At 64.8% G+C, this 25,032-nt stretch carries 23 protein-coding genes; 17 read left to right on the plus strand and 6 right to left on the minus strand.

What is annotated here, in order from left to right; all coding sequences use genetic code 11:
* Window positions 1-121: 121 nt before the first annotated feature.
* From ACYCVF_RS04710 to ACYCVF_RS04750, 9 genes are all read left to right on the plus strand, one after another.
* On the plus strand, window positions 122-991 hold the full coding sequence (locus tag ACYCVF_RS04710; RefSeq protein WP_459597385.1) for a branched-chain amino acid ABC transporter permease: 870 nt from the start codon (window positions 122-124) through the stop codon (window positions 989-991).
* An 8-nt stretch (window positions 992-999) separates the two neighbouring features.
* Window positions 1,000-2,028: a branched-chain amino acid ABC transporter permease gene (locus ACYCVF_RS04715; RefSeq protein ID WP_459597387.1), complete on the plus strand. Its 1,029-nt coding sequence runs from the start codon at window positions 1,000-1,002 to the stop codon at window positions 2,026-2,028.
* Window positions 2,025-2,780 (plus strand): ABC transporter ATP-binding protein, encoded by a 756-nt coding sequence (locus tag ACYCVF_RS04720; protein WP_459597389.1) that lies wholly within the window; start codon window positions 2,025-2,027, stop codon window positions 2,778-2,780. Before ACYCVF_RS04715 ends, ACYCVF_RS04720 begins: the two co-directional genes overlap by 4 nt.
* Entirely contained in the window at window positions 2,773-3,489 is a 717-nt protein-coding gene (locus ACYCVF_RS04725) for an ABC transporter ATP-binding protein (protein ID WP_459597391.1), read from the plus strand. The genes ACYCVF_RS04720 and ACYCVF_RS04725 overlap by 8 nt, the downstream gene beginning before the upstream one ends.
* 19 nt (window positions 3,490-3,508) lie before the next feature.
* Window positions 3,509-4,627, plus strand: a complete 1,119-nt coding sequence (locus ACYCVF_RS04730) for a cobalamin-independent methionine synthase II family protein (protein WP_459606470.1) — start codon at window positions 3,509-3,511, stop codon at window positions 4,625-4,627.
* Between the two features lie 429 nt (window positions 4,628-5,056).
* Window positions 5,057-6,412, plus strand: coding sequence for a hypothetical protein (locus tag ACYCVF_RS04735; protein WP_459597395.1), 1,356 nt, complete (start codon window positions 5,057-5,059; stop codon window positions 6,410-6,412).
* 60 nt (window positions 6,413-6,472) lie between these two features.
* On the plus strand, window positions 6,473-7,669 hold the full coding sequence (gene metK, locus ACYCVF_RS04740; RefSeq protein WP_459597397.1) for a methionine adenosyltransferase: 1,197 nt from the start codon (window positions 6,473-6,475) through the stop codon (window positions 7,667-7,669).
* A gap of 124 nt (window positions 7,670-7,793) precedes the next feature.
* The gene (gene ahcY / locus ACYCVF_RS04745; RefSeq protein WP_459597399.1) at window positions 7,794-9,215 is read left to right on the plus strand and encodes an adenosylhomocysteinase; all 1,422 of its coding nucleotides are present in this window, start codon (window positions 7,794-7,796) and stop codon (window positions 9,213-9,215) included.
* 158 nt (window positions 9,216-9,373) lie between these two features.
* Complete coding sequence (locus ACYCVF_RS04750; RefSeq protein ID WP_459597401.1) at window positions 9,374-10,834, plus strand: flavin-containing monooxygenase; 1,461 nt, start codon at window positions 9,374-9,376, stop codon at window positions 10,832-10,834.
* A gap of 148 nt (window positions 10,835-10,982) precedes the next feature.
* Here the strand turns inward: ACYCVF_RS04750 and ACYCVF_RS04755 are convergent, their stop codons facing one another.
* Both ACYCVF_RS04755 and ACYCVF_RS04760 read right to left on the minus strand, forming a co-directional pair.
* Window positions 10,983-11,219: a tautomerase family protein gene (locus ACYCVF_RS04755; RefSeq protein ID WP_459597403.1), complete on the minus strand. Its 237-nt coding sequence runs from the start codon at window positions 11,217-11,219 to the stop codon at window positions 10,983-10,985.
* 16 nt (window positions 11,220-11,235) lie between these two features.
* Window positions 11,236-11,946, minus strand: a complete 711-nt coding sequence (locus ACYCVF_RS04760; RefSeq protein ID WP_459597405.1) for an SDR family NAD(P)-dependent oxidoreductase — start codon at window positions 11,944-11,946, stop codon at window positions 11,236-11,238.
* A 214-nt stretch (window positions 11,947-12,160) separates the two neighbouring features.
* Here ACYCVF_RS04760 and ACYCVF_RS04765 point away from each other — a divergent pair, with 214 nt between their 5' ends.
* From ACYCVF_RS04765 to ACYCVF_RS04780, 4 genes are all read left to right on the plus strand, one after another.
* Complete coding sequence (locus ACYCVF_RS04765) at window positions 12,161-13,084, plus strand: LysR family transcriptional regulator (RefSeq protein ID WP_459597407.1); 924 nt, start codon at window positions 12,161-12,163, stop codon at window positions 13,082-13,084.
* 146 nt (window positions 13,085-13,230) lie between these two features.
* Window positions 13,231-13,386, plus strand: a complete 156-nt coding sequence (locus ACYCVF_RS04770) for a hypothetical protein (RefSeq protein ID WP_197433550.1) — start codon at window positions 13,231-13,233, stop codon at window positions 13,384-13,386.
* A 143-nt stretch (window positions 13,387-13,529) separates the two neighbouring features.
* Window positions 13,530-14,459, plus strand: coding sequence for an aspartyl/asparaginyl beta-hydroxylase domain-containing protein (locus ACYCVF_RS04775; RefSeq protein ID WP_459597410.1), 930 nt, complete (start codon window positions 13,530-13,532; stop codon window positions 14,457-14,459).
* 13 nt (window positions 14,460-14,472) lie between these two features.
* On the plus strand, window positions 14,473-14,931 hold the full coding sequence (locus tag ACYCVF_RS04780; protein ID WP_459597412.1) for a YybH family protein: 459 nt from the start codon (window positions 14,473-14,475) through the stop codon (window positions 14,929-14,931).
* A 72-nt stretch (window positions 14,932-15,003) separates the two neighbouring features.
* Here ACYCVF_RS04780 and ACYCVF_RS04785 read toward each other — a convergent pair whose 3' ends face one another.
* The 3 genes from ACYCVF_RS04785 to galE all read right to left on the minus strand — a co-directional run bounded on the left by ACYCVF_RS04785 (window position 15,004) and on the right by galE (window position 18,674).
* On the minus strand, window positions 15,004-15,705 hold the full coding sequence (locus ACYCVF_RS04785) for a fumarylacetoacetate hydrolase family protein (protein WP_459597414.1): 702 nt from the start codon (window positions 15,703-15,705) through the stop codon (window positions 15,004-15,006).
* Window positions 15,706-15,739: 34 nt separating this feature from the next.
* Window positions 15,740-17,542, minus strand: a complete 1,803-nt coding sequence (locus ACYCVF_RS04790; RefSeq protein ID WP_459597416.1) for an ABC transporter ATP-binding protein — start codon at window positions 17,540-17,542, stop codon at window positions 15,740-15,742.
* Between the two features lie 118 nt (window positions 17,543-17,660).
* Window positions 17,661-18,674 carry a UDP-glucose 4-epimerase GalE gene (gene galE / locus ACYCVF_RS04795; protein ID WP_459597418.1) on the minus strand — a complete coding sequence of 338 codons (1,014 nt, stop codon included), beginning with the start codon at window positions 18,672-18,674 and terminating at the stop codon, window positions 17,661-17,663.
* Window positions 18,675-18,800: 126 nt separating this feature from the next.
* On the opposite strand from galE, the gene ACYCVF_RS04800 reads away from it, so the two are divergent.
* The gene (locus ACYCVF_RS04800; protein ID WP_459597420.1) at window positions 18,801-19,838 is read left to right on the plus strand and encodes a glycosyltransferase family 4 protein; all 1,038 of its coding nucleotides are present in this window, start codon (window positions 18,801-18,803) and stop codon (window positions 19,836-19,838) included.
* Between the two features lie 183 nt (window positions 19,839-20,021).
* Here the strand turns inward: ACYCVF_RS04800 and waaF are convergent, their stop codons facing one another.
* Window positions 20,022-21,086, minus strand: a complete 1,065-nt coding sequence (gene waaF / locus ACYCVF_RS04805; RefSeq protein WP_459597422.1) for a lipopolysaccharide heptosyltransferase II — start codon at window positions 21,084-21,086, stop codon at window positions 20,022-20,024.
* Between the two features lie 160 nt (window positions 21,087-21,246).
* Between waaF and rfaD the strand changes: the two genes are divergently transcribed.
* Genes rfaD through ACYCVF_RS04820 form a run of 3 tightly spaced genes read left to right on the plus strand, consistent with a single transcriptional unit; the run spans window position 21,247 to window position 25,006 of the window.
* Window positions 21,247-22,227, plus strand: a complete 981-nt coding sequence (rfaD, locus tag ACYCVF_RS04810; RefSeq protein WP_459597424.1) for an ADP-glyceromanno-heptose 6-epimerase — start codon at window positions 21,247-21,249, stop codon at window positions 22,225-22,227.
* Between the two features lie 11 nt (window positions 22,228-22,238).
* Window positions 22,239-23,723, plus strand: coding sequence for a D-glycero-beta-D-manno-heptose-7-phosphate kinase (gene rfaE1 / locus ACYCVF_RS04815; RefSeq protein WP_459597426.1), 1,485 nt, complete (start codon window positions 22,239-22,241; stop codon window positions 23,721-23,723).
* Window positions 23,720-25,006 (plus strand): O-antigen ligase family protein, encoded by a 1,287-nt coding sequence (locus tag ACYCVF_RS04820; RefSeq protein WP_459597428.1) that lies wholly within the window; start codon window positions 23,720-23,722, stop codon window positions 25,004-25,006. Before rfaE1 ends, ACYCVF_RS04820 begins: the two co-directional genes overlap by 4 nt.
* The last annotated feature ends 26 nt before the right edge of the window (window positions 25,007-25,032 follow it).

Raw genomic sequence — 25,032 nt, forward strand, 5'->3', positions numbered from 1 at the left:
CGGGATCTCGCGCCGGCTCTCGTCATGCCCGGGCTTGACCCGGGCATCCACGCGAGAGCCGAGACAAGAACGAGGATGGCCGGGACAAGCCCGGCCATGACGATAACACCAAGCTGAGACGATGACCGCAATCCTCACCAATCTGTTCGACGGCGTCGCCTACGGCATGCTGTTGTTCGTGCTCGCCTGCGGGCTCGCGGTCACGCTCGGCCTGATGAACTTCGTCAATCTCGCCCATGGCGCTTTCGCCATGGCCGGCGGCTATGTCTGCATGGTGCTGGTCAACCGGATGGGCTGGCCGTTCTTCGCCGCCTTGCCGCTCGCTTTCGTCTCCTCTGCTGCAATCGGCATCGCGCTCGAGCGCACGCTGTACCGCCACCTCTATGCGCGCAGCCATCTCGACCAGGTTCTATTCACGATCGGCCTGACCTTCATGTCGGTGGCGGCCGTGGACTACATCCAGGGCTCCTCGCGCGTCTTCATCAATCTGCCAGCGGCTCTCCAGGGCCAATTCGACGTGTTCGGCGTCGGCATCGGCCGCTATCGGCTGATGATCATCGTGATCTGCGGCCTGCTCACCATCGCGCTTCAGATGGTGCTGGCCAAGACGCGCTTCGGCAGCCGCCTGCGCGCCGCGGTCGACGATCCGCGCGCCGCCAGCGGCCTCGGCATCAACGTGCCGCAGGTGTTCGCCTTCACCTTCGCCTTCGGATGCGGGCTCGCCGGCCTCGGCGGGGCGCTCAGCGCCGAGATCCTCGGCCTCGACCCGTATTTCCCGCTGAAGTTCATGATCTACTTCCTGATCGTGGTTACCGTCGGCGGATCGTCTTCGATCACCGGGCCGTTCCTGGCCTCGCTCCTGCTCGGCATCGGTGATGTCGCCGGCAAATATTACGTGCCGAAGATGGGCCCCTTCGTGATCTACACCATCATGATCGTGATCCTGATCTGGCGCCCGAACGGCCTGTTCGGCCGCACGGCTGCGCGTTGAGGACGCCGATGAGCGCTGCTACCGAGGTCGGCTATCATGCCCAGCGCCAGGCGCGCTGGCACTACGGCGAAATCGCGTTCTGGCTCATCGTGCTGGCCTGCGGCTTCGCATTTCCCTCGCGCTACCTGATCATGACCGACATCCTGCGGCTGGCGCTGTTCACGATGTCGCTCGATCTCATCCTCGGCTATGCCGGCATCGTCTCGCTCGGCCATGCCGCCTTCTTTGGCGTCGGTGCCTATGCGGCGGGACTTCTTGCGTTGCACGGCATCGTCACCGAGCCCGTGCTGGCACTGATCGTCGCCGGCCTTGCCGCGATGGTGCTCGGCTTTGCGACCAGCTTCCTCGTGATCCGCGGCGTCGATCTGACGCGTCTGATGGTGACGCTCGGCATCGCGCTGCTGCTGGAGGCGCTCGCCGAGCGCTTCTCCAACATCACCGGCGGCACCGACGGCCTGCAGGGCATCGAGATGCAGCCGATCTTCGGCGAGATCCCGTTCGACATGTTCGGCAAGACCGGCTTCTTCTATTCGCTGGCTGTCCTGTTCCTGCTGTTCCTGTTCGCCCGCCGCGTCGTGCACTCGCCGTTCGGCCTGTCGCTGCGCGCGATCAAGAACAATCCGCTCCGGGCCGCCGCCATCGGCATCCCGGTCAACCGCCGCCTGATCGCGATCTATACGCTGGCGGCGTTCTATGCCGGCATCGCGGGCGCGCTGTTCACCCAGACCACCGCGATCGCCTCGCTCGACGTGTTCGCCTTCGAGCGATCCGCAGACCTGATGCTGGTGCTGGTCATCGGCGGCACCGGCTATCTCTATGGCGGGCTGATCGGCGCGGTCGTGTTCCGCATGCTGCAGGAATTGTTCTCCACCATCACCCCGCAATATTGGCAGTTCTGGATCGGCCTCGTGCTGGTCGTGATCGTGCTGGTCGGCCGCCAGCGCCTGCACCGCTGGGTGCTCTATGTGCCCAACCTGATCATCAGGCAGGTCGCCGGGCGCAAGGCCGTGGTCGCCGTGCCGGAGGGCGATGCATGACCATCGCGCTCGAAACGAAGAATCTCGAAAAGCAGTTCGGCGGCCTTCGCGTCACCCGCGATCTGTCCTTGAGGATCGAGCAGGGCGCCCGCCACGCGCTGATCGGCCCGAACGGCGCGGGCAAGACCACCGTCATCAACCAGCTCACCGGGGTGCTCAAGCCGAACTGCGGCCGCATCCTGCTCGAAGGCCAGGACATCACCGATTTGCCCGTGCACAAGCGCGTGCTGCGCGGGCTGTCGCGCACCTTCCAGATCAACCAGCTCTATCCCGACCTGACTCCGCTCGAGACCATTGGCCTTGCCGTCTCCGAGCGCCTCGGTCATGGCGGCGACTGGTGGCGACGCATGGGCACGCGCAATGACGTCAATGACGAGCTTGCCGATCTGCTCTCGCGATTCCATCTGCTCGACGTCATGAACGAGCAGACAGTGACGCTGCCTTACGGCAAGCAGCGCCTGCTCGAGATCGCGGTCGCCATCGCCGCCAAGCCGCGCGTGCTGCTGCTGGACGAGCCCGCCGCCGGCGTACCCGAGAGCGAACGCCACGACATTCTGGCGGTGGTCGGCGCGCTGCCGCGGGACGTCACCGTGCTCCTGATCGAGCACGACATGGACCTCGTGTTCTCCTTTGCCGACCGCATCTCGGTTCTGGTCTCGGGCGCGCTGCTCACCGAAGGACCGCCCGAGCAGGTCGCGCGCGACCCGCAGGTGAAGGCGGTCTATCTCGGCGAGGAGGCGGTCAATGTCTGACCTGCTCGCGATCGAGTCACTTCGTGCCGGCTATGGCGAGGCGGTGGTCCTGCCCAACATGTCCTTGCGCCTCGCGGAAGGACAGGTGCTGGCGCTACTCGGCCGCAACGGCACCGGGAAGACCACCCTGATCAATTCCATCGTCGGCGTCACCCGCCGTTTCGCAGGCTCGATCGCGCTCGCTGGCACCGACGTCACGATGCTGCGTCCTGACCAGCGGGCACGTGCCGGCATCGGCTGGGTGCCGCAGGAGCGCAACATCTTCCGCTCGTTGACGGTCGAGGAGAACATGACCGCGGTGGCGCAGCCCGGCCCCTGGACGGTCGAGAAGGTGTACGAGATGTTCCCGCGGCTGGAGGAGCGGCGAAGCAATTTCGGCAACCAGCTCTCCGGCGGCGAGCAGCAGATGCTCGCGATCGGCCGCGCGCTCACGCTCAACCCGAAAGTCCTGCTGCTGGACGAGCCAACCGAAGGCCTTGCCCCCATCATCGTCGAGGAGCTGCTGAAGGCGATCGGGACCATCACCCGGGCGGGCGGCATCTGCTCGATCATCGTCGAGCAGAATGCCCAAAAGATTCTGGGGCTGGCCGACCGCGTTGTGATATTGGAGCGCGGAACGATCGTCCACGACGCCCCGAGCGCCGCGCTGAAGTCCGACCCCTCGGTCCTCGAGCGCCACCTCGGCGTCGCAGGGGCGGCGGCCCACTAAAACATTTCGGGAGTAACACATGCAGCGAACCAGAGCCCCCTTCCGCGCCGACGAGGTCGGCAGCCTTCTGCGTCCGGCCAAGATCAAGGAAGCCCGCGCCAGGCTGGAGAAGGGCGAGATCTCCGCCGACGATCTGCGCAAGATCGAGGACATGGAGATCGAGAAGGTCGTGCATAAGCAGGCCTCGATCGGGCTGAAGCTCGCAACCGACGGCGAATTCCGCCGCTCCTGGTGGCATTTCGACTTCCTGGCCAAGCTCACCGGCTGCGAGCTGTTCCACCCCGACAGCGGCATTCAGTTTGCGGGCGTGCAAACCCGTCACGACGCGGTGCGCGTGATCGGCCAGCTCGATTTCCCCGACGACCACCCGATGCTGGACCACTTCCGCTTCCTGAAGAAGTACGCCGACCAGGCCCACGTCACCGCCAAGATGACGATCCCGTCGCCGGCGGTGCTCCACTTCCGCGGCGGCCGCAAGTCGATCTCCAAGGACGTCTATCCGGATCTCGACGCCTTCTACGAGGACCTCGGCAAGACCTACCGCAAGGCCGTGAAGGCGTTCTACGATGCCGGCTGCCGCTATCTTCAGTTCGACGATACCGTCTGGGCCTATCTGTGCTCGCAGGACGAATTGCAGAAGGCGCGCGAGCGCGGCGACAATCCCGATGGCCTCCAGCAGATCTATGCCCGCATCATCAACTACGCGCTGGCCGAGAAGCCCGCCGACATGGTGGTGACGACGCATGTCTGCCGCGGCAATTTCCGCTCCACCTGGATCTCGTCGGGCGGCTACGAGCCGGTGGCCGAGACCATGCTCGCGGGCACCAATTACGACGGCTATTTCCTCGAATACGACAGCGACCGCGCCGGCGGCTTCGAGCCGTTGCGCTTCCTGCCCAAGGGCAACAAGGTTGTCGTGGTCGGCGTCATCACCTCGAAGTTCGGCGAGCTCGAGAAGAAGGACGACATCAAGCGTCGCCTCGAAGAAGCCGCCAAGTTCGCTCCCCTGGAGCAGCTCGCACTCTCGCCGCAATGCGGGTTTGCCTCGACGGAAGAGGGCAACGTCCTCTCCGAGGAGGAGCAATGGGCCAAGCTCAGCCTGGCGGTGGAGATCGCCAAGGAAGTGTGGGGTAACTAGCCCCACGCGCTCCGCCAAGTATGGCGAGGCCTCCCCGCATGCACACGGTCATTCCTCGCGAAGGCGGGGAATCCAGTATGCCGTGACTTTGTCGGCTCAATCACGGACGCCACAGAGTGCTGAATTGCCCGGTCAAGCCGGGCGATGACGGCTGAGGGTTGAGCGAGAGCCGCGGGTCACCGGAAGCCCGCCCTCACTTTTCCGGCCAAGTAACCTCGCTCAGCAGCGACGAGTTCGAGCCCGGCACCTGCTTGTTCGTCGTGCCCGACACGACCTCAGCCCTGCCCAGGCCAGCACACCTCCTGCACCTCGAGGCCTCGCACGCGATAGTGGCCGCCTCGTGAGGGTCGGATCGATCCGCGCTTCCCAGGGTGGGCAGAGTTTGCTAGGACGTGGGTACCCAATCGGTCTGCCCACCGCTTCCCACTCATGAAAAACGACGAAATCCTGAGCCAGATCACCGAGTTCTGCCGCAAGGCGGACATGGCGGAATCGACCTTCGGCCGCCGCGCGGTGAACGATGGGAAGCTGGTGCATCGCCTGCGCGAGGGAAAGCGCATCACCATCGACACCCTGGACCGGATCCAGGCCTATATGGCCGCGTCGATGGCCGGCGGCGTGCCGCCGCCGCGGGGCCTCCAGGTGCCGCCGGAAAAGCGCGACCCGCGCGGCAATTTCCGGTTCTTCGAGAACCGCCAGAAATATTTGCTGTTCGTCCACACCTGCAGCGAAAAGCGGGTGATCGCGGATCGGGTTGCGCTGGAGCTTGCCTCGATCCATCCGCGGCCGCCGGCGCTGCGCCTGTTCGACGCGGGCGTCGGCGATGGCACGGTGCTGGCGCGGGTGCTGCGTGCAACGCACCAGCGCTTTCCACACATGCCGTTCTATGTCGCCGGCAAGGAGCTCAGCCTCGAGGACCTGCGCCTGACGCTCGAGAAGGTGCCGGATCGCATTTTCGAGCATCCTGCCTCGGTGTTCGTCTTCACCAACATGTTCTACGCGGAGGCGCCCTGGCTCACGCCGGCATCGCCTGCGGCGGCGGCTGCGACCGTCTGGCATGAGGTGCCGCTGCGCGGTGCGTCATCGGGCGAGTTCGAGCAGCAGATCGCCGAGCTGAGGCCGTTCCTGGAGCAGAACTGGCGCGCCGCGATCAGCCCACGCACGGCCATGCCGCTCTACGAGCGGCCCGTCGTCCTCGTGCTCTATCGAGAAGACCACAGGTTCCTGCTCGATTCGACCATTCCGCGGCCGGGCCAGACCGAGGCCAATTTCGACCTCGTCATCGCATCCCAGCCCTACCGGGCCCTGTCCTCGGTCAATTTCCGGGCCAAGCGGATCATCGCACCGCTGGCGCGGGCGCTTAGGCCCGGCGGCAGGCTGATCGGAATCCACTCCCACGGCCAGGATCCGGGCATGGAAATGATCCAGGCGATCTGGCCGGGAGAAAATCCTTTCTCGGTCAGCCGTCATGAGCTACTGCGTGCAGTTAAGTATGAACTTGGATCGGTGGGCCGCGACTTAAATTTTAATGCCTACGCGGATAACCGTTCGATCTTCCGGTATGATATGGAAGCGCTGCCCAACGAGGTCACCGGTACCATCGGGACCTCGACGGCCTTTGCAGCGTGGAATGCGGCGGTGTATGTCGCTCAGATTGAGGACGACCGGTTGACGGAAATGACTCAAAACGGCCGCACTCTGGATGCCGCCAGGGACGTGCTGCGAAAGTACAACGGGCTTTGGTTTCTCGACGAATCCTACGTCATCTCGCGTCGGCGTGATTGACATCATCCAAAGTAAACATCGCAAACGCCCGCCGGGTAGCGGCGGAACAAGGGGTTACTGATGCGCGCGTCCTATCTCTTCACCAGCGAGTCCGTGTCCGAGGGCCATCCGGACAAGGTCTGTGACCGGATCTCCGATGAGATCGTCGACCTGTTCTATCGTGAAGGGCCGAAGGCCGGCATCGATCCCTGGGCCATCCGCGCCGCCTGCGAGACGCTCGCGACCACCAACAAGGTGGTGATCGCCGGTGAGACCCGCGGTCCGAAGTCGGTGGACAACGAGCAGATCGAGAGCGTCGTCCGCGGCGCGATCAAGGACATCGGCTACGAGCAGGAAGGCTTCCACTGGAAGACCTGCGATATCGAGATCCTCTTGCACCCGCAGTCGGCCGACATCGCCCAGGGTGTGGATGCGCTGCAGCCGGGCGAGGTCAAGGAAGAAGGCGCGGGCGACCAGGGCATCATGTTCGGTTACGCCACCAACGAGACGCCCGACCTGATGCCGGCGCCGATCTTCTACGCCCACAAGATCCTGCGCCTGATCTCCGAAGCCCGTCATTCCGGCAAGGAGAAGGTGCTCGGTCCGGATTCCAAGAGCCAGGTCACCGTGCAGTACGAGAACGGCAAGCCGGTCGCCGTGCGCGAGATCGTGGTCTCGCACCAGCATCTGGTCGAGGACCTCACCTCCCAGCAAATCCGCGACATCGTCGAGCCCTATGTGCGCGAGGCGTTGCCGAAGGACTGGATCACGCCGAAGACGATCTGGCACATCAATCCGACCGGCAAGTTCTTCATCGGCGGTCCCGACGGCGACACCGGCCTCACTGGCCGCAAGATCATCGTCGACACCTATGGCGGCGCGGCCCCTCACGGCGGCGGCGCGTTCTCCGGCAAGGATCCGACCAAGGTGGACCGCTCGGCGGCCTACGCTGCGCGCTACGTCGCCAAGAATATCGTCGCCGCCGGTCTTGCCGACCGCTGCACGCTACAGCTCGCCTACGCCATCGGCGTCGCGCGTCCGCTGTCGATCTACATCGACACCCACGGCACTGGTAAGGTGTCGGAGGACCAGCTCGAGAAGGCCGCCGCCAAGGCGATGGACCTCACGCCGCGCGGCATCCGCACCCATCTCGACCTCAATCGCCCGATCTACGCGCGCACCTCGGCCTACGGCCATTTCGGCCGCACGCCCGACAATGAGGGCGGCTTCTCCTGGGAGAAGACCGATCTCGTCGAGCAGCTCAAGCGCGCGCTCTAGTTTTCTCTTGCGTCGTTCCGGGGCGCCGCGACAGCGGCGAACCCGGAATCTCGAACCTCCGGATTCCGGGGTCGCTCGTTTCAGAAGCGCACCGGGACGACGGCCAAACAGACAGGAACCCCCAATGAACGCGAAGCCCGGCTTCAACGATTACATCGTCAAGGACATTTCGCTGGCCGATTTCGGCCGCAAGGAACTCTCACTGGCCGAGACCGAGATGCCCGGCCTGATGGCCACCCGCGAGGAGTACGGCCCGAAGCAGCCGCTGAAGGGCGCGCGTATCGCCGGCTCGCTGCACATGACGATCCAGACCGGCGTGCTGATCGAGACGCTGGCAGCCCTCGGCGCCGACATTCGCTGGGTCTCCTGCAACATCTATTCGACGCAGGATCACGCCGCCGCCGCGATCGCGGCAGCCGGCATTCCCGTCTTCGCCGTCAAGGGCGAGACGCTGACCGAGTACTGGGATTACACCGCGAAACTGTTCGACTGGCACGGCGGCGGTCACCCCAACATGATCCTCGACGACGGCGGTGACGCCACCATGTATGTCCATCTCGGCCTGCGCGCCGAGAATGGCGACACCGCTTTCCTCGACAAGCCCGGCTCCGAGGAAGAGGAAGTCTTCTTCGCGCTTCTCAAGAAGCAGCTCAAGGAAAAGCCGAAGGGCTACTTCGCCGCGATTGCCAAGAGCATCAAGGGCGTTTCCGAAGAGACCACGACCGGCGTGCATCGTCTCTACGACATGCAGAAGGCAGGCACGCTGCTGTGGCCGGCCATCAACGTCAACGACAGCGTCACCAAGTCGAAGTTCGACAACCTCTATGGCTGCCGTGAATCGCTGGTCGACGGCATCCGCCGCGGCACCGACGTGATGCTGTCGGGCAAGGTCGCGATGGTCGCGGGCTTCGGCGATGTCGGCAAGGGCTCGGCTGCTTCGCTGCGCCAGGCCGGCTGCCGCGTCATGGTCTCCGAAGTCGATCCGATCTGCGCGCTCCAGGCGGCGATGGAAGGCTACGAGGTCGTGACCATGGAAGACGCCGCGCCCCGCGCCGACATCTTCGTGACCGCCACCGGCAACAAGGACATCATCACCATCGAGCACATGCGCGCGATGAAGGATCGTGCCATCGTCTGCAACATCGGTCATTTCGACAACGAGATCCAGATCGCGTCGCTGCGCAATCTGAAGTGGACCAACATCAAGCCGCAGGTCGACGAGATCGAGTTCCCCGACAAGCACCGCATCATCCTGCTGTCGGAAGGCCGTCTCGTGAACCTCGGCAACGCCATGGGCCACCCGTCCTTCGTGATGTCGGCGTCCTTCACCAACCAGACGCTGGCGCAGATCGAGCTGTTCGCCAACAACAAGGACGGCAAGTACGAGAAGAAGGTCTACGTGTTGCCCAAGTCTCTCGACGAGAAGGTCGCCCGCCTGCACCTCGCCAAGATCGGCGTCAAGCTCACCGAGCTGCGCAAGGACCAGGCCGAGTACATCGGCGTGAAGCCGGAAGGCCCGTACAAGAGCGATCACTATCGCTACTGAGCCATCGGTTCACAGGCCGTCGACGCGAAGCCCCGGAGCGATCCGGGGCTTTGTTGTTTCGGCGCATGGAATTAGCTCGCTTTGCAGTTGCTGCCCGGCTGATTGTCAATTGACGGCCAGCAGCGAGGAGCGGACAATTGTCGGTGGCGGAGGAAACCATGCAACCAGAACATTTCGACGTGCTGATCGTCGGCGCCGGCTTGTCCGGCATCGGTGCGGGCTATCATCTTCAGACCAGGTGCCCCAGCAAGAGCTACGTCATCCTCGAGGGCCGAGACTGTATCGGCGGCACCTGGGACCTGTTCCGCTATCCCGGCATCCGCTCCGACAGCGACATGTTCACGCTCGGCTATTCCTTCAAGCCGTGGACCGATCCGAAGGCGATCGCCGACGGTCCGCAGATCCTGAACTATGTGCGCGAAGCAGCGAGCGAGAACGGCATCGAGAAGCACGTTCGTTTCCGTCACCGCGTCAAGCGCGCGTCGTGGTCGACGCCTGATGCACGCTGGACCGTCGAGGCCGAGCGCATGACGGGCGAGGGGGCGATCGAGATGGTGCGCTTCACCTGCAATTTCTTGTTTCTGTGCTCGGGCTACTACAAATACGAGGAAGGCTACACGCCGGAGTTCAAGGGCACGCCGGATTTCGCCGGCCGGATCGTGCATCCGCAAAAGTGGACCGAGGACATCGACTACGCGGGCAAGCGCGTCGTCGTGATCGGCTCCGGCGCGACCGCGGTGACTCTGGTGCCGGAACTCGCCAAGAAGGCCGCGCAGGTCACCATGCTCCAGCGTTCGCCGACCTACGTGGTGTCGCGCCCGGCGCAGGATCCCCTCGCCAACAAGCTGCGCCGCAACCTGCCGGCACGGCTTGCGTATCATCTGATCCGCTGGCGCAACGTGATGTGGGGGATGTTCTTCTTCCAGCTCAGCCGGCGCCGGCCCGCGAAGGTGAGGGACCTCATCCTCGACGGCGTCCGCATGGCGCTCGGCCCCGACTACGACGTCGCGACCCATTTCACGCCGCGCTACAACCCCTGGGACCAGCGGCTGTGCCTCGTGCCTGACGGCGATCTCTTCAAGGCGATCCGCGAGCAGCGCGCCAGCGTCGTCACCAGCGAGATCGACACGTTTACAAGCGAGGGCATCCGCCTGAAGGACGGCCGCGAGCTTGCCGCCGACATCATCGTCACTGCGACCGGGCTGGTGCTCCAGGTCGTCGGCGGCCTCGAGATCAGTGTCGACGGCCGCGTCGTCGATTTCGCCAGTACGCTGACCTACAAGGGCATGATGTATGCCGACGTGCCGAACATGGCCTCAGCCTTCGGCTACACCAACGCGTCCTGGACGCTGAAATGCGATCTCACCTGCGAGTACGTTTGCCGGCTCATCAACTACATGGACCGGCACAATTTCCGCCAGTGCATGCCGCACAACGACGACCCGGATGTCTCTCTTCAGCCTTCGCTCGACTTCACCTCGGGTTACGTGCAGCGCTCGATTGCGAAGATGCCGAAACAAGGCTCAAAGCGGCCCTGGCGGCTGTACCAGAACTATGCGCTCGACATCGTTTCCCTGCGCTTCGGCCGGATTGACGACGGCGTGATGCAATATTCGTGATCGCGCCGCTGGCCTCTATGCCGTGCGCGTGGTGAGCGCGAGCAGGTTGTTCGTGAGGCCGAGCCCGCCGCGGTTGGGGACGAGTATCAACGTGTCGCTTCGTGTCTGGCTTGGTCATGTCATCCTCCTGCGGGCAAGGGGGCGCGGATCATCCGGTCCGGGCCGCGCGGCGGCGCCTGAATTCCTGCACCGGCAGGCCGCCCCAGCCCCAATTGTCGGTGTCCACTTCCTCGATCACCACAAAGGTGGAATCGAGCGGCTTGCCGAGCACGTCCAGCAGGAGCTGGCTCGAACCATTGATCAGCGCGGCCTTCTCCGCCGCAGTGAGCGACGCCGCTCCCGGCGTCGTTCCCTCGCGGGTGACTTGAATGGTGACGATGGGCATCGTGCTTCTCCTCGTCTCAATGGCCGGCGCTCTGGCCGCCGTCGACATGCAGGATCTCGCCGGTGACGAAGGAGGCCCCCTCGAGATAGAGGACCGCATCGACGATGTCGGACATCTCGCCCATGTGACCGACCGGGTGCAGCGCACTGAGCTGCGCATGCGTCGCGACCGGATGCATTGGCGACTTGATGATGCCGGGTGAGACCGCGTTCACGCGGATGCCGCGCTTGGCATATTCGATTGCGAGCGATTTGGTCGCAGCGTTCAGCCCGCCCTTGCTCAGCGAGGCCAGCACAGATGGTACGTTGGAATTGGCCTGATCCGCCAGCGTGGTCGTGATCTGCACCACGTGGCCGGACCCCTGCTTCTCCATCTCGGCGATGGCGAGCTGCGTGATGTTGAAGAAGCCCACGACGTTCGTTCCCATCACCGCCGCATAGTCCTCGGCCGTGTACTGCGTGAACGGCTTTGCGACGAAGATGCCGGCGTTGTTGACCAGCGTGTCGACCCGGCCGAAGCGGGCGAGCGCCTGCGAGACTACGCGCTCTGCGGTGGAACGGTCGGCGATGTCGCCGGGAACGGCGAGGACGTCGTCGTCGCCCGACGGCTTGATGGAGCGCGCCGTGGCGACGACGCGGTAGTTGCGATCGCGAAAACCCTGGACCAGGCCCGCACCGATACCCTGGGATGCACCGGTGACGATGGCGACCTTCTGCTCGATACCCATGATGGGCTCCTGTTGTTGGCTTTGAGAACCTGCGCCAGCAGCGGCTGGCTTGCGTGCTGAGGTACGCCGCGGCGGCCCGGGCGCGAATATCCGCTGTCCGGCAGACACTCTTTCGCCGCGCGAACGAATGCGGGGTCGGCGCCCGGCGGTAGTTGTCGAGATTGCGGCGGACGCCTAGCCTGCGAGCGGGAGCTCAGGGTGCGACGGAAAGCAAATGGATCGCCTGGATGCGATGAAAGTGTTCGTTCTGGCAGTGGACGAGGGCAGCTTGGCTGCCGCAGGACGCAAGCTCGGCCGCTCGCCGGCGGCGGTGAGCCGGGCAATCGCCTTTCTGGAAGAACGCGTCGGCGCCGAACTGCTGCACCGGACCACGCGCTCGATCAAGCTGAGCGAGGAGGGGGAGCGCTATGCCGCGGTCTGCCGCCGAGTGCTCACCGAGCTCGAGGAAGCCGACGACATCGCGGCTGGACCGCGCACGGCGCCGCGCGGCCTGCTCACGATCACGGCCCCCGTGGTCTCGGGGGAGATGGTCTTGCGGCCGATCCTCGATGCATTTCTCGATGCGTATCCCACCGTGTCGTCGAAGCTCCTGCTGTTCGATCGCGCGGTCAATCTGATCGAGGAGGGCATCGACGTCGCGCTTCGCATCGGTCCCTTGGCGGATTCGGCGATGATCGCCATGCGGGTCGGCGAGATCAGCCGTGTCGTGGTGGCAGCGCCGCGCTATCTGAAGCAGCATCCGCGCATCGCCGAGCCCGGCGATCTCGCCAAGCACCAGATCGTCGCCATGGCACATCTGCCCAATTCCTGGACCTTCGCGCCGCAGGCGGGTTCATCGGTGCCGCGCTCGGTGCAATTCACCCCGCGGCTCCTCGTCAACAGCACCTATGCGGCAGTGGCCTCTGCCGTCGCCGGACGCGGTGTGGCGCGGATGTATTCGTACCAGGTGGCCGAGCAGGTCGCGCGCGGCGAGCTCGAGATCGTGCTGGCCGGTGACGAGGACCCGGAGATGCCCGCGCATTTGATCTGCCCGCAGGGCCGGCTCTCAGTGCCGAAGGTGCGGGCCTTCACCGACTTCGCGGTGCCCCGGCTGAAGAAGCAGTTTGCGCTGCTGAAGGAGAGCATCAAGGCGCGCTGAACCGCTTCGCGCCCCCGCAATGCGTTATTTTGCGTATACGGCGGCGGGGCTGAATCGGCGATGGTTCCAAAACGGTTAACGCCGATTTAACGGATGAGTCCTAGCCTGTCTCGGCCGGGGTTACTCGTAAGGCCGAGGTAAGCCCAATGGAAGCCCAGAGAATCGCAGTGGACGCGGTCGTCGCGCTGACCGATTGCGACCGCGATGCCGTCATCGCCTTCATCCGCCGTCTCTATCTCGCTGGCATCACCGATCCCAAGCGCCTGACCTTCAAGGGCCTTCAGGCTCTGTCCCGGGCCTGATCGGGCGGTTCCGGCCCTATCGGCCCAGGTTCCTCTGTGCGTTCTCCCCAACGCGATTTGCAACCCCCCGGTGAAAATCTTGTCGCTCGAACCGGGCGGGAGTAGATGACGTCCCCGGCTGGGTTCACTCGGGAACTGGGGAAATGCTGAAACAGCTTTTTGCGCCGCAACTTGTCATTCTCTATGTGCTGGCGGCCTCGACGATCTACGTTCACTTCCGCGGCAAGCAACGGCTGCGCTTCGCGCGCCAGCTCGGCGATCACTCCACCTACCTCGCACCCTACAATGTACTGATGTATGCGGGCTCGGCCGTGCCGAACAGGCCGGTGATCTCGGTCGATCAGTTTCCCGAGCTGAAGCCGCTCAGCGAGAACTGGGAGATGATTCGCGAGGAGGCCGTCCGGCTGTTCGACGAAGGCTTCATCCGCGCCGCCGCCAAGAACAACGACTGGGGCTTCTACTCGTTCTTCAAGAGCGGCTGGAAACGCTTTTACCTGAAATGGTACGACGACTTCCTGCCCTCGGCACGCACACTGTGTCCGAAGACGGTGGATCTTCTCAACTCCATCCCGAGCGTGCATGGCGCGATGTTCGCGATGCTGCCGCCGGGCGGCAAGTTAGGCGCCCATCGCGATCCCTTCGCCGGCTCGCTGCGCTATCACCTCGGCCTCGTCACACCGAACTCGAACAAGTGCCGGATCCTGGTCGACGGCGTCGAATGCGTCTGGCGCGACGGCGAAGCCTTCATGTTCGACGAGACGTTCATCCACAGCGCGGAGAATGCGACCGACGTCAACCGCATCATCCTGTTCTGCGACGTCGAGCGCCCGATGAAGTTCGGCTTCATGACCGCGATCAACCGCTGGGTCAGCCACCACATCGTCAAGGCGTCGGCGACCCAGAATGTCGACGGCGAGAACGTCGGCGTTCTCAACAAGGTGTTCGGCAAGCTCTACGAGATCCATCTCGCCAGCCGCAAGGTGAAGGAGTGGAATCGGAACGTCTACTACACGCTGAAATACTCGCTGACGGCGCTGATCCTCGGTCTCATCGTGCTGTCGGCGTTGCGGTGATCGGAGCGGTGCGATGAGCTCCTTGCCGGTCGCGAAGACGGAAATCCTGCAGTTCTTTCGCGGCTGGCTGGAGACTTTCGCGGGCCATGTCCGCGAGGTCGATTATGCTGCGGCGCGTCCGCTCTTCCATCCGGACGTGCTGGCCTTCGGCACGCACAACGATGTCATCCCGGGCCTCGATCAATGGGTCGCGACGCAATGGGACAACGTCTGGCCGAAGACGACCGACTTTCGTTTCGTCCTGGAACAGACGTCCGTTCTGGCGTCCGCTGACGGCATGATGGCGACGGTGATCGCGCCATGGACGAGCACCGGCTATCATCCCGATGGCAGCGCGTTTCCACGTCCAGGCCGGGCCACCATGGTGTTTGCCAGGAATGCCGACGGTTGGCTGTGCGTGCATTCCCACATGTCGCTCAACCGCGGTGTGCCGCAGGCAAGCCACGCCAACCGGCCGGTGAGGGCCCGGTAGATGAGCGCAGGGTGATCGAAATGCAAAAGGCCCCGGACAGAGCCGGGCCTTTCGATTTGAAACGCCGCATGGCTACTCGGGCTGGCCGATGCTCACCTTCAGCGTGCCGACGCCGTCGACGCCACATTCGAGCTTGTCGCCGGGTTGGAGCTGCGACACGCCGGCGGGCGTGCCGGTCATGATGATGTCGCCGGCGGCGAGCTTCACCTGCTGCGAGAGTTGCCAGATGATCTCCGGCACGTTCCAGATCAGCTCGGTGAGGTCGCCCTTCTGCGCTTCCTTGCCGTTGACCGTCAGCCAGATCTTGCCCTTGGAAGGATGACCAATCTTCGAGGCCGGCTGCACCGCGGAGCAGGGCGCCGAATAGTCGAACGACTTGCCGATCTCCCAGGGACGCTCCTTCTTGCGCGAGGCGATCTGGAGATCGCGGCGGGTCAGGTCGATGCCGACGGCGTAGCCGTAAACGTGGTCCAGCGCCTTGTCGGCGGGGATGTTGAGGCCGCCGCTCTTCATCGCGACGATCAGCTCGACCTCGTGATGCAGGTCCTTGGTCAGCGGCGGATAGGGAATGGTGGCGCCGTCGGGCACCAGCATGTCGGCGTGCTTGGCGAAGAAGAACGGCGGGGCGCGCTCGTCATTGCCCATCTCGCGGATGTGCTCGAGATAATTGCGGCCGACGCACCAGATGCGGCGCACAGGATAACGGCCGCTCTCTCCGGCGACGGGAAGCGAAGCCTGGGGCGGAAGCGGGATGACGTAGGGGGCGGCGTTCATGCAGGGTCTCGCTGCTCTTGAGGTGGAACGAACTCTATGCGGTCGCACTGATCGGCGCCAGAGCGCCGGAACCGTGGTGTTGCAGACGGAAGAACGAGGCGTAGCGGCCGGAGCGGCGCAGCAGATCGTCATGCCGTCCCTGCTCGACGATCTCGCCGCCCTCGACGACCAGGATGGCGTCGGCGTGCATGATGGTGTGCAGACGATGCGCGATCACGATGGTGGTGCGGTTCTGGCAGAGATGCTCGATCGCCTCCTGCACTTGCCGCTCGGACTCCGAATCGAGCGCGGCCGTGGCTTCGTCGAGGAGGATGATCGGCGCGTTCTTGATCAGCGCGCGCGCAACCGCGATGCGCTGGCGCTGACCGCCGGAGAGCTGCGTGCCGTGCTCGCCGACCGGCGTGTCGTAGCCGAGCGGGAAGCTCATGATGAAATCATGCGCGCAGGCGGCCTTGGCGGCGTCGACGATTTCGTCCTCGCCCGCGCCCGGCCGGCCGAAGGCGATGTTGTTGCGGATGGTGTCGCGGAACAGATAGACGTCCTGGCCGACATAGGCGGTCTGCGCGCGCAGCGATTTGCGCGAGACCGAAGAGATCGACTGGCCGTCGATCACGATGTCGCCCTGCGTCACCTCGTAGAAGCGCAAGAGCAACGCCAGCACGGTCGACTTGCCGCCGCCGGAGGGGCCGACCAGCGCGGTGACCTTGCCGGGTTCGGCCGTGAAGCTCATGCGGTTGAGCACGGTCTCGCCGTTGCGATAGGAGAAGCTGACGTCGCGCAGCTCGATGCGGGCATCTGACAGCTTCAGCGACGGCTTGTCGTCGTCGGACTTTTCGCTCGCCGGGCTGTCGACGACTTCGAGCAGCATGCGCGCACCAACCAATTGGCTGTTGAGGTCGATGTTGAGCCGCGCCAGCCGCTTGGCCGGCTCGGTCGCCATCAGGAACGCGGTCATGAAAGAGAAGAACGCGCCGGGCGTGGCGTTGAGCGCGACCACGGCATAGCCGCCATACATCAGGCAGCCGGCGACCGCGAAGCCGCCGAGCATTTCCATCAGTGGGTTGGAACGGTTGGCGACACGGGCCATCTTGTTGGCGTTGCGCTCGACGACCGCGATATTCTCGTCGATGCGCTTCTGCATGGTCTCTTCGAGCGTGAACGCCTTGACGGTGCGGATGCCTTGCAGCGATTCCTGCATCGTCTCCATGATGTCGGCGGTGCCGGTGAACTGGTTGTAGGCGAGGCCCTTGATGCGCTTGACCAGCCTGCGCAGCACCAGCATTGCCGGCGGCACCGCGACGAGGCCGATGAACGACATCAGCGGGTCCTGCCACACCATCACGCCGATCATGGCGAGCAGCATCAAGAGGTCACGCCCGACGGCGTTGACCAGCATGTTGAGGACGTCGGTGATCGATTTCGCGCCGGCGGTCAGGCGCGCCAGGAATTCGGAGGAGTGCCGCTCGGAGAAGAAGCCGACGCTCTCGCGCATCAGCTTGGCGAACAGTTGGCGCTGGTTGGTGGCGAGGATGGCGTTCGAGATCTTGGTCAGTATCACCATGTGGCCGTAGGTCGCCACGCCCTTGATGAACAGCAACACGACCGTGATGCCCGAGAACATAGCGATGCCCGGGATGTTCTTGTCCACATAGGCCTGGTTGATGACCTGGCCGAGCACATAGGTCGCGCCTGCGGTCGCGCCTGCGGCCAGCGCCATCAGCGCGAAGGCGACGAGATAGCGCCGCCAGTAGACGATGCCCTGTTCCGTGACCAGGCGGCGAATCAGGACCGCCGCCGCGTAGGGATCGTCGGTAATTTTCTTTGGAAACTGGGCCATCCGGTGTCCATTGACGGCGCGGGACAAAGCCTGCCCGCGCGTCAGGGATCGATGGGCCTCTGTGCCCGCTCAAGCCGGGTTTTTCAAGCCCAATTGAGGGCTTGCGCTTGGGATGATTCTAGGCCGAAGCGGCGTGGCGGAGGTCGCCGTCGCGCTCGCGGTACAGCTTGTCTTCCCAGGCCAGCGCGTGCGCCGCGATGGTCTCGAGGTCGTCATATTGCGGCCGCCAGTCGAGCAGGCCGCGGATGCGGCTGGTGTCGGCGACCATGGTCATGATGTCGCCGGGCCGGCGCGGGGCGTATTGCACGGCGAAGCTGCGTCCCGACACCCGGCGCACGGCGTCGATGGTCTCCAGCACCGAATAGCCGCGGCCATAGCCGCAATTCAGCGTCGTGGAGGCGCCGCCATTGCGCAGGTAGGCGAGCGCCGAACGATGCGCCTGCGAAAGGTCGGTGACGTGAATGAAATCGCGAATGCAGCTGCCGTCGGGGGTCGGATAGTCGGTGCCGAACACGTCGATCTTGGCGCGCTGCCCGGTGGCGGCTTCCACCGCGATCTTGAGCAGATGCGTGGCGCCGGCGGTGGCGAGCCCGATGCGGGCCTGCGGATCGGCGCCGGCGACGTTGAAGTAACGCAATGTCACGTATTGCATGCCGTAGGCGGCGGCGACGTCATGCAGCATGATCTCGGTCATCAGCTTCGACGAGCCGTAGGGCGACAGTGGCCGCGTCGGCGCGTGCTCGGGCACTGGCACCTGGTCCGGATTGCCGTAGACGGCGGCGGTCGAGGAGAAGATGAAGCGGCCAATGCCGCGCTTCACGGCGACATTGAGCAGATTGCGCGCGGTCGTAAAATTGTTGCGGTAATAGCCGAGCGGATCGCGCATCGAATCCGGCACGACGACCGAGCCCGCGAAATGGATGATGCTCTCGATGTCGTGCTGGGCGATCACACCTTCGAGCAGGTTTTCATCGCCCGCATCGCCGATGAACAGCGGCACGCCTTCGGGCAGGTAAGTGGAGAAACCGGTGGAGAGATCGTCGATCACGACCACGTCCTCGCCGGCTTCCGCCAGCGCCAGGACCGTGTGACTTCCAATGTAGCCGGCGCCGCCGGTGACTAGCACAGTCATGATCTCACCCGTCTTCGATCAACGCGCGAAACTAGCGTTTGCGTGGTGAAGAGGGGGTATCGGCGCGGCTGAACTGGTCACTATGCTTAATGTTGCGTATAGGGACTTTGCGAAACGGAGCATGACGTGGCGAATTCCCCTGATGATCTCGACGTGATCGTGCCAAATCTGCACAGGCGCTATTCCGGGGTCACCGCGACCAACCGGATGGTGGCGCCGCGGCTGGCGAAACTGTACCGCGCCGCCTGGTTCGGCTCGGACGCGCCGGAGGGAATTGCTCGGCTGAGCGTTGCCGATCTTCTGAAGCTGTGGCGCCGCAAGCGGCCCGTGATCTGGCATGCGCGCCGGAACAACGAGATGATCGCCGGCGTCGTGTTGCGCGCGCTCGGCTTGCCGCTCAAACTCGTGTTCACCTCGGCGGCGCAGCGGCATCATAGCTGGATCACGCGCTGGCTGATCCGGCGCATGGACGCGATCATCGCGACATCAGACATCTCGGCCTCGTTCCTGAAAGTGAACGCGACGGTGATCCCGCACGGCGTCGACACCGACGTCTACGCGCCGCCGACCGATCGGGCCGCGGCCTTCGCGGAAGCCGCGCTGCCGGGCCGCTACGCCATCGGCTGCTTCGGCCGCGTGCGGGCGCAGAAGGGGACCGATGTGTTCGTCGATGCGATGTGCCGCCTCTTGCCGCGCCATCCCGATTTCACCGCCGTCATCGTCGGTCAGGTCACGCCGGAACAGACTGGCTTTGCCAATGACCTGAAGAGGCGGATCGAAGCCGCCGGGCTGCAATCGCGCATCGTCATCACCGGCGAGCTGCCGATCGAAGCGGTGCAACGCTGGTATCAGCGATTGACGATCTACGCCTTCACCTCGCGCAACGAAGGCTTCGGCCTGACCCTGATCGAGGCGATGGCGGCCGGCAGCGCGCTGGTCGCCGCACGTGCCGGTGCGGCCGAACTCGTGGTGGAGGATGGCGTCACCGGTGTGCTGATCCCGACGGGTGATGCCGACGCGCTCGCCGCGGCGCTCGAGCCGATGATGCGCGATGTGGCCGCTGCGACGGCGATGGGCGAGCGGGGGCGAGCACGGGTGCTCGAACGCTTCAGCCTCGATGCCGAAGCCGCTCGGATCGGCGAGGTCTATCGGCCGCTGCTCTGACGCGGTTTTCGCCGGTCGCAAACAAGACTGCGAAAACAACCCCATGCACAGTAGCCGGGGTCAACAAAATCAATGACTTGGCGGGAGCGTCGATTTCATTGCGGATTTTTCGAATTCCGTTTTGACTTGTCGGGCAAAACACCGGCATGATGCGACCATCGGCGCTGCCCGGGTCGCTTCACGTCATCGCCTTGCCTCCGCCTCTCGCAGCACCCGCTCCGCGATCCCCACCACGTCCGCTGCCGCGATGTTCCGCATGCACCTGTGGTCGTTCATTTTGCAGATCGTGCTCTGGCAAGGCTGGCAGGACAGCACTTCCTGGTCCTGCACCACCGTCGCGGCGAGGCCGTTCAGCGGGGCCCAAAGGTAGGGGCTGGTGGGACCGAATATCCCCATCGTGGGCGTGCCCAGGGCGGCTGCGATGTGCATCAGGCCGGAATCGTTGGAGATCGCGACGCCGGCTGCGGCCATGGCCAGCACGCCGTTGCGCAGATCGGTGCCGGTGAGGTCGCGCACCCCAAGGCCACCGGCGGCGGCGATCTCCTGGGCGAGCCCCTTCTCGCCGGGGCCGCCGACCACCCAGACCTCCAACCCGCGCTCGACCAGCAGCCGCGCGGCCTCTGGATAATAGGTCCAGCGCTTTGAGACCCCGACCGACCCCGGGGCGAGCGCCACGGCGGTTCCGGCGCTGAGGCCGTTGGCCTGGCGCCAGCGGACGATCTCCTCGGCCGGGACGCGCAATTGCGGCACCGGCCATTCGGGGGGAAGGGGCGCGCCGTCCGGTTGGGCCAGGGCAGCGTTCTTGTCGATGAAACGGGGCAGTTTCTTCTCGCCCCAGCGCCAGCGGTTGATGAGGCCGAAGCGAAACTCGCCGACGAAGCCGACCCGTTCAGGAATACCGGCCAAGGCCGGCGCAATGGCCGCCTTCCAGGTCCGGGGCAGCACCAGGGCGGTGCCGTAGTTCCGCTTCCGCAGGAGCTTTCCCAGACCGAACTGGCGGCCAATTGCGAGCTGGCCGCGCGGCAGGTCCCAAGCGATGCCCTCGCGCACGCCGGGCATGTAGTCGATCAGGGGGGCGCACAGCGACGTGGTCAGGAGATCGACCGGCCGGTTGGGCCAGCGCTCCTTCAGGACCCGCACCACGGTGTGATTTCGCACGAAGTCGCCGATCCACATGTAGGGAATGATCAGGATCGGGCGGGTATCGCTCCGGTCTGCATCTCCAACAAGTTGCGAATCAATATTCATTCGTTATTAGACTGAAATCGTGCTGCGGTTGGCGGTTCGGTAGCCGCTCCCGGCCGGCAGGTAAAGCCGGCAGAAGCAACGATCCCAAAACCGCTTACACTTTGGTGGATCATGCGCTACGGCAGGGCCGGGCATTAAGAAAATCGGGCAGGTAGTTGGAATGTTGCTGGTGACCGGCGGGGCCGGTTTTATCGGGTCGAATGTCGTGGCCGCGCTGAACGAGGCCGGCCGCAGCGACGTCGCGGTCTGCGACCTGCTCGGCACCGAGGGCAAATGGCGCAACCTCGCCAAGCGGCAGCTTGTGGATATCGTTCCCCCGGCCGAGCTGCCCGATTGGCTGACGGGCCGCAAGCTCGACGCCATGATCCATCTCGGGGCGATTTCCGAGACCACCGCGACCGACGGCGACCTCGTGTTCGAGACCAATTTCCGCCTGTCGATGCGCCTCCTGGACTGGTGCACGATGAACGCGGTGCCGTTCATCTATGCCTCCTCGGCCGCGACCTATGGCGACGGCGAGGCCGGCTTCGGCGACGACGCTTCGTTACCGGCACTGAAGAAATTGCGGCCGATGAATCTCTACGGCTGGAGCAAGCACATGTTCGATCTCGCGGTCGCCGGTCGCGTGGCGAACGGTCATCCGCTGCCGCCGCAATGGGCCGGGCTGAAGTTCTTCAACGTGTTCGGCCCCAACGAATACCACAAGGGTTCGATGATGAGCGTGCTGGCGCGGCGCTTCGACGACGTCAAAGCCGGCCGCGTCGTGCAGCTGTTCAAGTCGCATCGCGAGGGCATCGAAGACGGCGACCAGCGCCGCGACTTCATCTATGTCGACGACGTCGTGCGCGTCGTCATGTGGCTGCTGGCGACGCCGTCGGTGTCCGGCCTGTTCAACGTCGGCACCGGCAAGGCGCGCAGCTTCAAGGATCTGATGCTGGCTGCCTACGCCGCGCTCGGCACCAGGCCCAACATCGAATACATCGACATGCCCGAGAGCATCCGCAACAGCTACCAGTACTTCACCCAGAGCGAGGTCGATCGCCTCTGCCGCGCCGGCTATAACGGCGGCTTCACGACGCTCGAGGACGCGGTGAAAGCCTATGTCGGGAATCATCTCGACCGGCCCGACCGTTTCCGCTGAGGCCCTTGATCATGGCGACCCCCATTCTCGATTTCGACGCGCTCGCGCAAACCATCTCAGGCCGCACGGTTCTCTGCATCGGCGACATCATGCTGGACGAGTTCGTCTATGGCGAGGTGTCGCGGATATCGCCGGAAGCGCCGACGCCGGTCATCGTCGCCCAGCACAGCGAGATTCACATCGGCGGCGCCGGCAACGTCGCGCGCAACGTCGCTTCGCTCGGCGCGAGCTGCATCTTCGTCGGCCTCGTCGGCGAGGACGATGCAGGCAGGCGGCTGGCATCGGCGTTGGGTGGGCAAGCCGGCATCGAAAGCGTTCTGGTGTGCGATCCCTCGCGGCCGACCACGCGAAAAACCCGCTTCGTCTCCGAGCATTTTTCCACGCACATGCTGCGCGCAGATTGGGAGCAGGCGGCGCCTGCCTCCGATGACATCGAAACGAGATTGATCGACGCGATCCTGCCGCAGATCGTGCGCGCCGACATCGTGCTGCTGTCCGACTACGCCAAGGGCGTGCTGACCGCGCGCGTGATCCGCCACACCATCAATGCCGCACGAAAGCACGGCAAGCCGGTGGTGGTCGATCCCAAGAGCCTGAACTGGGCGATCTATCGCGGCGCCACGCTGCTCACGCCCAATCGCAAGGAATTCTCGGAAGCGACCCGCAGCCGTGCCGAGACGGTGCAGAGCATCGTCGAGGCCAGCGAGGACGTGATGCGGCTCGCCGACTGCGAGGCGATCCTGGTCACGCAAGGCGAGCACGGCATGACGCTGGTGCCGCGCAATGGAGCGGCCGTGCACGTTCCGGCCTTCCCGGTGAAGGTGCGCGACGTCTCTGGTGCCGGTGACACCGTCGCCGCCGCGCTCGCAGTATCGCTTGCGGCCGGCGCGGACTGGGATACGGCGCTGCGCGTGGCCAATGCCGCCGCCGCCGTCGCGGTCGGCAAGCAGGGCACCGCCAGCGTGAGCGCGGCCGAGCTGCGCCGAAAGATCCTGCCGCACGCCACTCTCGCGGCCGAGGAGAAGATCGTGCTCGATCCGGCCGCGCTCGATGCCCAGCTCGCCGAATGGAAGAGGCAAGGCCAGCGCGTCGGCTTCACCAATGGCTGTTTCGACATCCTTCATCCCGGTCACGTCAAGGTGCTGACCGCGGCGCGCGCCGCCTGTGATCGCCTGATCGTCGGACTCAACAGCGACGCCTCGGTGCGCCGGCTGAAGGGCGCCGATCGTCCGGTGCAGGACGAGCGCGCGCGCGCCGAGGTGCTCGCGGCCTTGGAGGCGGTCGATCTCGTCGTCATCTTCGCGGAGGACACGCCGATCGACCTGATCACCAGGATCAAGCCGGGCGTGCTGGTGAAAGGCGGCGACTACACCCGCGAGCAGGTCGTCGGCCACGAGGTCGTCGAGGCCGCCGGCGGAACGGTCGTGCTGGTGGACATTCTCCAGGGCTTCAGCACCACGGCGCTGGTTCATCGCGCCCGGGGAGGGGGCAAGTGACGGCGCTGGTCCGGGAGACCTCCGGCCAGATGCTGAGGCGGCGCCTGCGCAGCCCGGCAGCCTGGCGCGAGACCGTCGATCTGTTTGCGATCCTGACCGCGGCCTCGCTGCCCTGGTCGACGTCGCTCGCGGGGATATTCAACGCGCTGATGCTGCTCTGCATGGTGCCGTTCCTCGACGTGCGCGCCTTCCTGGAATCGCTGAAGCGTCCGATCTGTGTGGCGCCGATCGCGCTTGTGCTGCTCGCGCTGGCGGGGACGCTGTGGTCGGATGCGTCGTGGGGCGCGCGCTTCTATGCGGTCAACCCGACGGTCAAGCTGCTCGTGCTGCCGGTCCTGCTCTACCATTTCGAGCGCTCGCCGCGCGGCCAATGGGTCTTCGTCGCCTTCCTGGTATCCTGCGCCCTGTTGTCGGTGATGTCCTGGCTGGTCGCCTTCTATCCGAACCTCACGCTCAAGACCGATCCCATGGAGCGCGGCATCTTCGTCAAGAACTATATCGACCAGAGCCAGGAATTCGCGCTCTGCGCCGTCGCGCTCGCCTATCCGATCGTGATGCTGCTGCGCGAGAAGCGCTACTGGTTCGCCGGGCTGCTCACCGCGCTTGCGCTCAGCTTCGTCGTCAACATGGCCTTCGTCGTCGTATCGCGCACCGCGCTCGTCACCATCCCCATCATGTTCGGCGTGTTCGCGCTGCTTCACCTCAAATGGCGCAACATTGGGATCCTGGCCGCCGCGCTTCTCACCGGTGCCTTTCTCGCCTGGCAGATATCGCCGCAATTGCGACATACTGCCGAGCGGTTTTCCGACGACTACACGCGCTATGTGGAAAAGGGCGAGCCGACCTCGCTGGGTCTGCGGCTCGAATTCTGGCGGAAGTCGCTCGGCTTCTTCGCGGAGGCCCCGATCGTGGGACACGGCACCGGCTCGACCCGTGGATTGTTCGAACGCGTCGCGACCCCCAGCGGCCTGTACCAGGCCTCCGCCGAAGTGGTTGGCAACCCCCATAACCAGACGCTGAACGTCGCCGTGCAATGGGGCGTGATCGGGATCATCATCCTCTACGCGATCTGGATCCTGCATCTGCTGTTGTTTCGCGGCGACGGGCTTGCCCATTGGATCGGGCTCCTGGTCGTGGTGCAGAACGTCTTCACCTCGCTCTTCAACTCGCATCTGTTCGACTTCCACGAGGGCTGGATGTACGTCATCGGCGTCGGCGTCGCCGGCGGCATGGTGATCCGCGCACAACAGGCCGGGGCGAAGATGGGGGAAGCCGGTTCCTGAGCGGTCGCGCGGCTGGCAAGTCTTGT

Source organism: Bradyrhizobium cedriense, assembly GCF_054602315.1.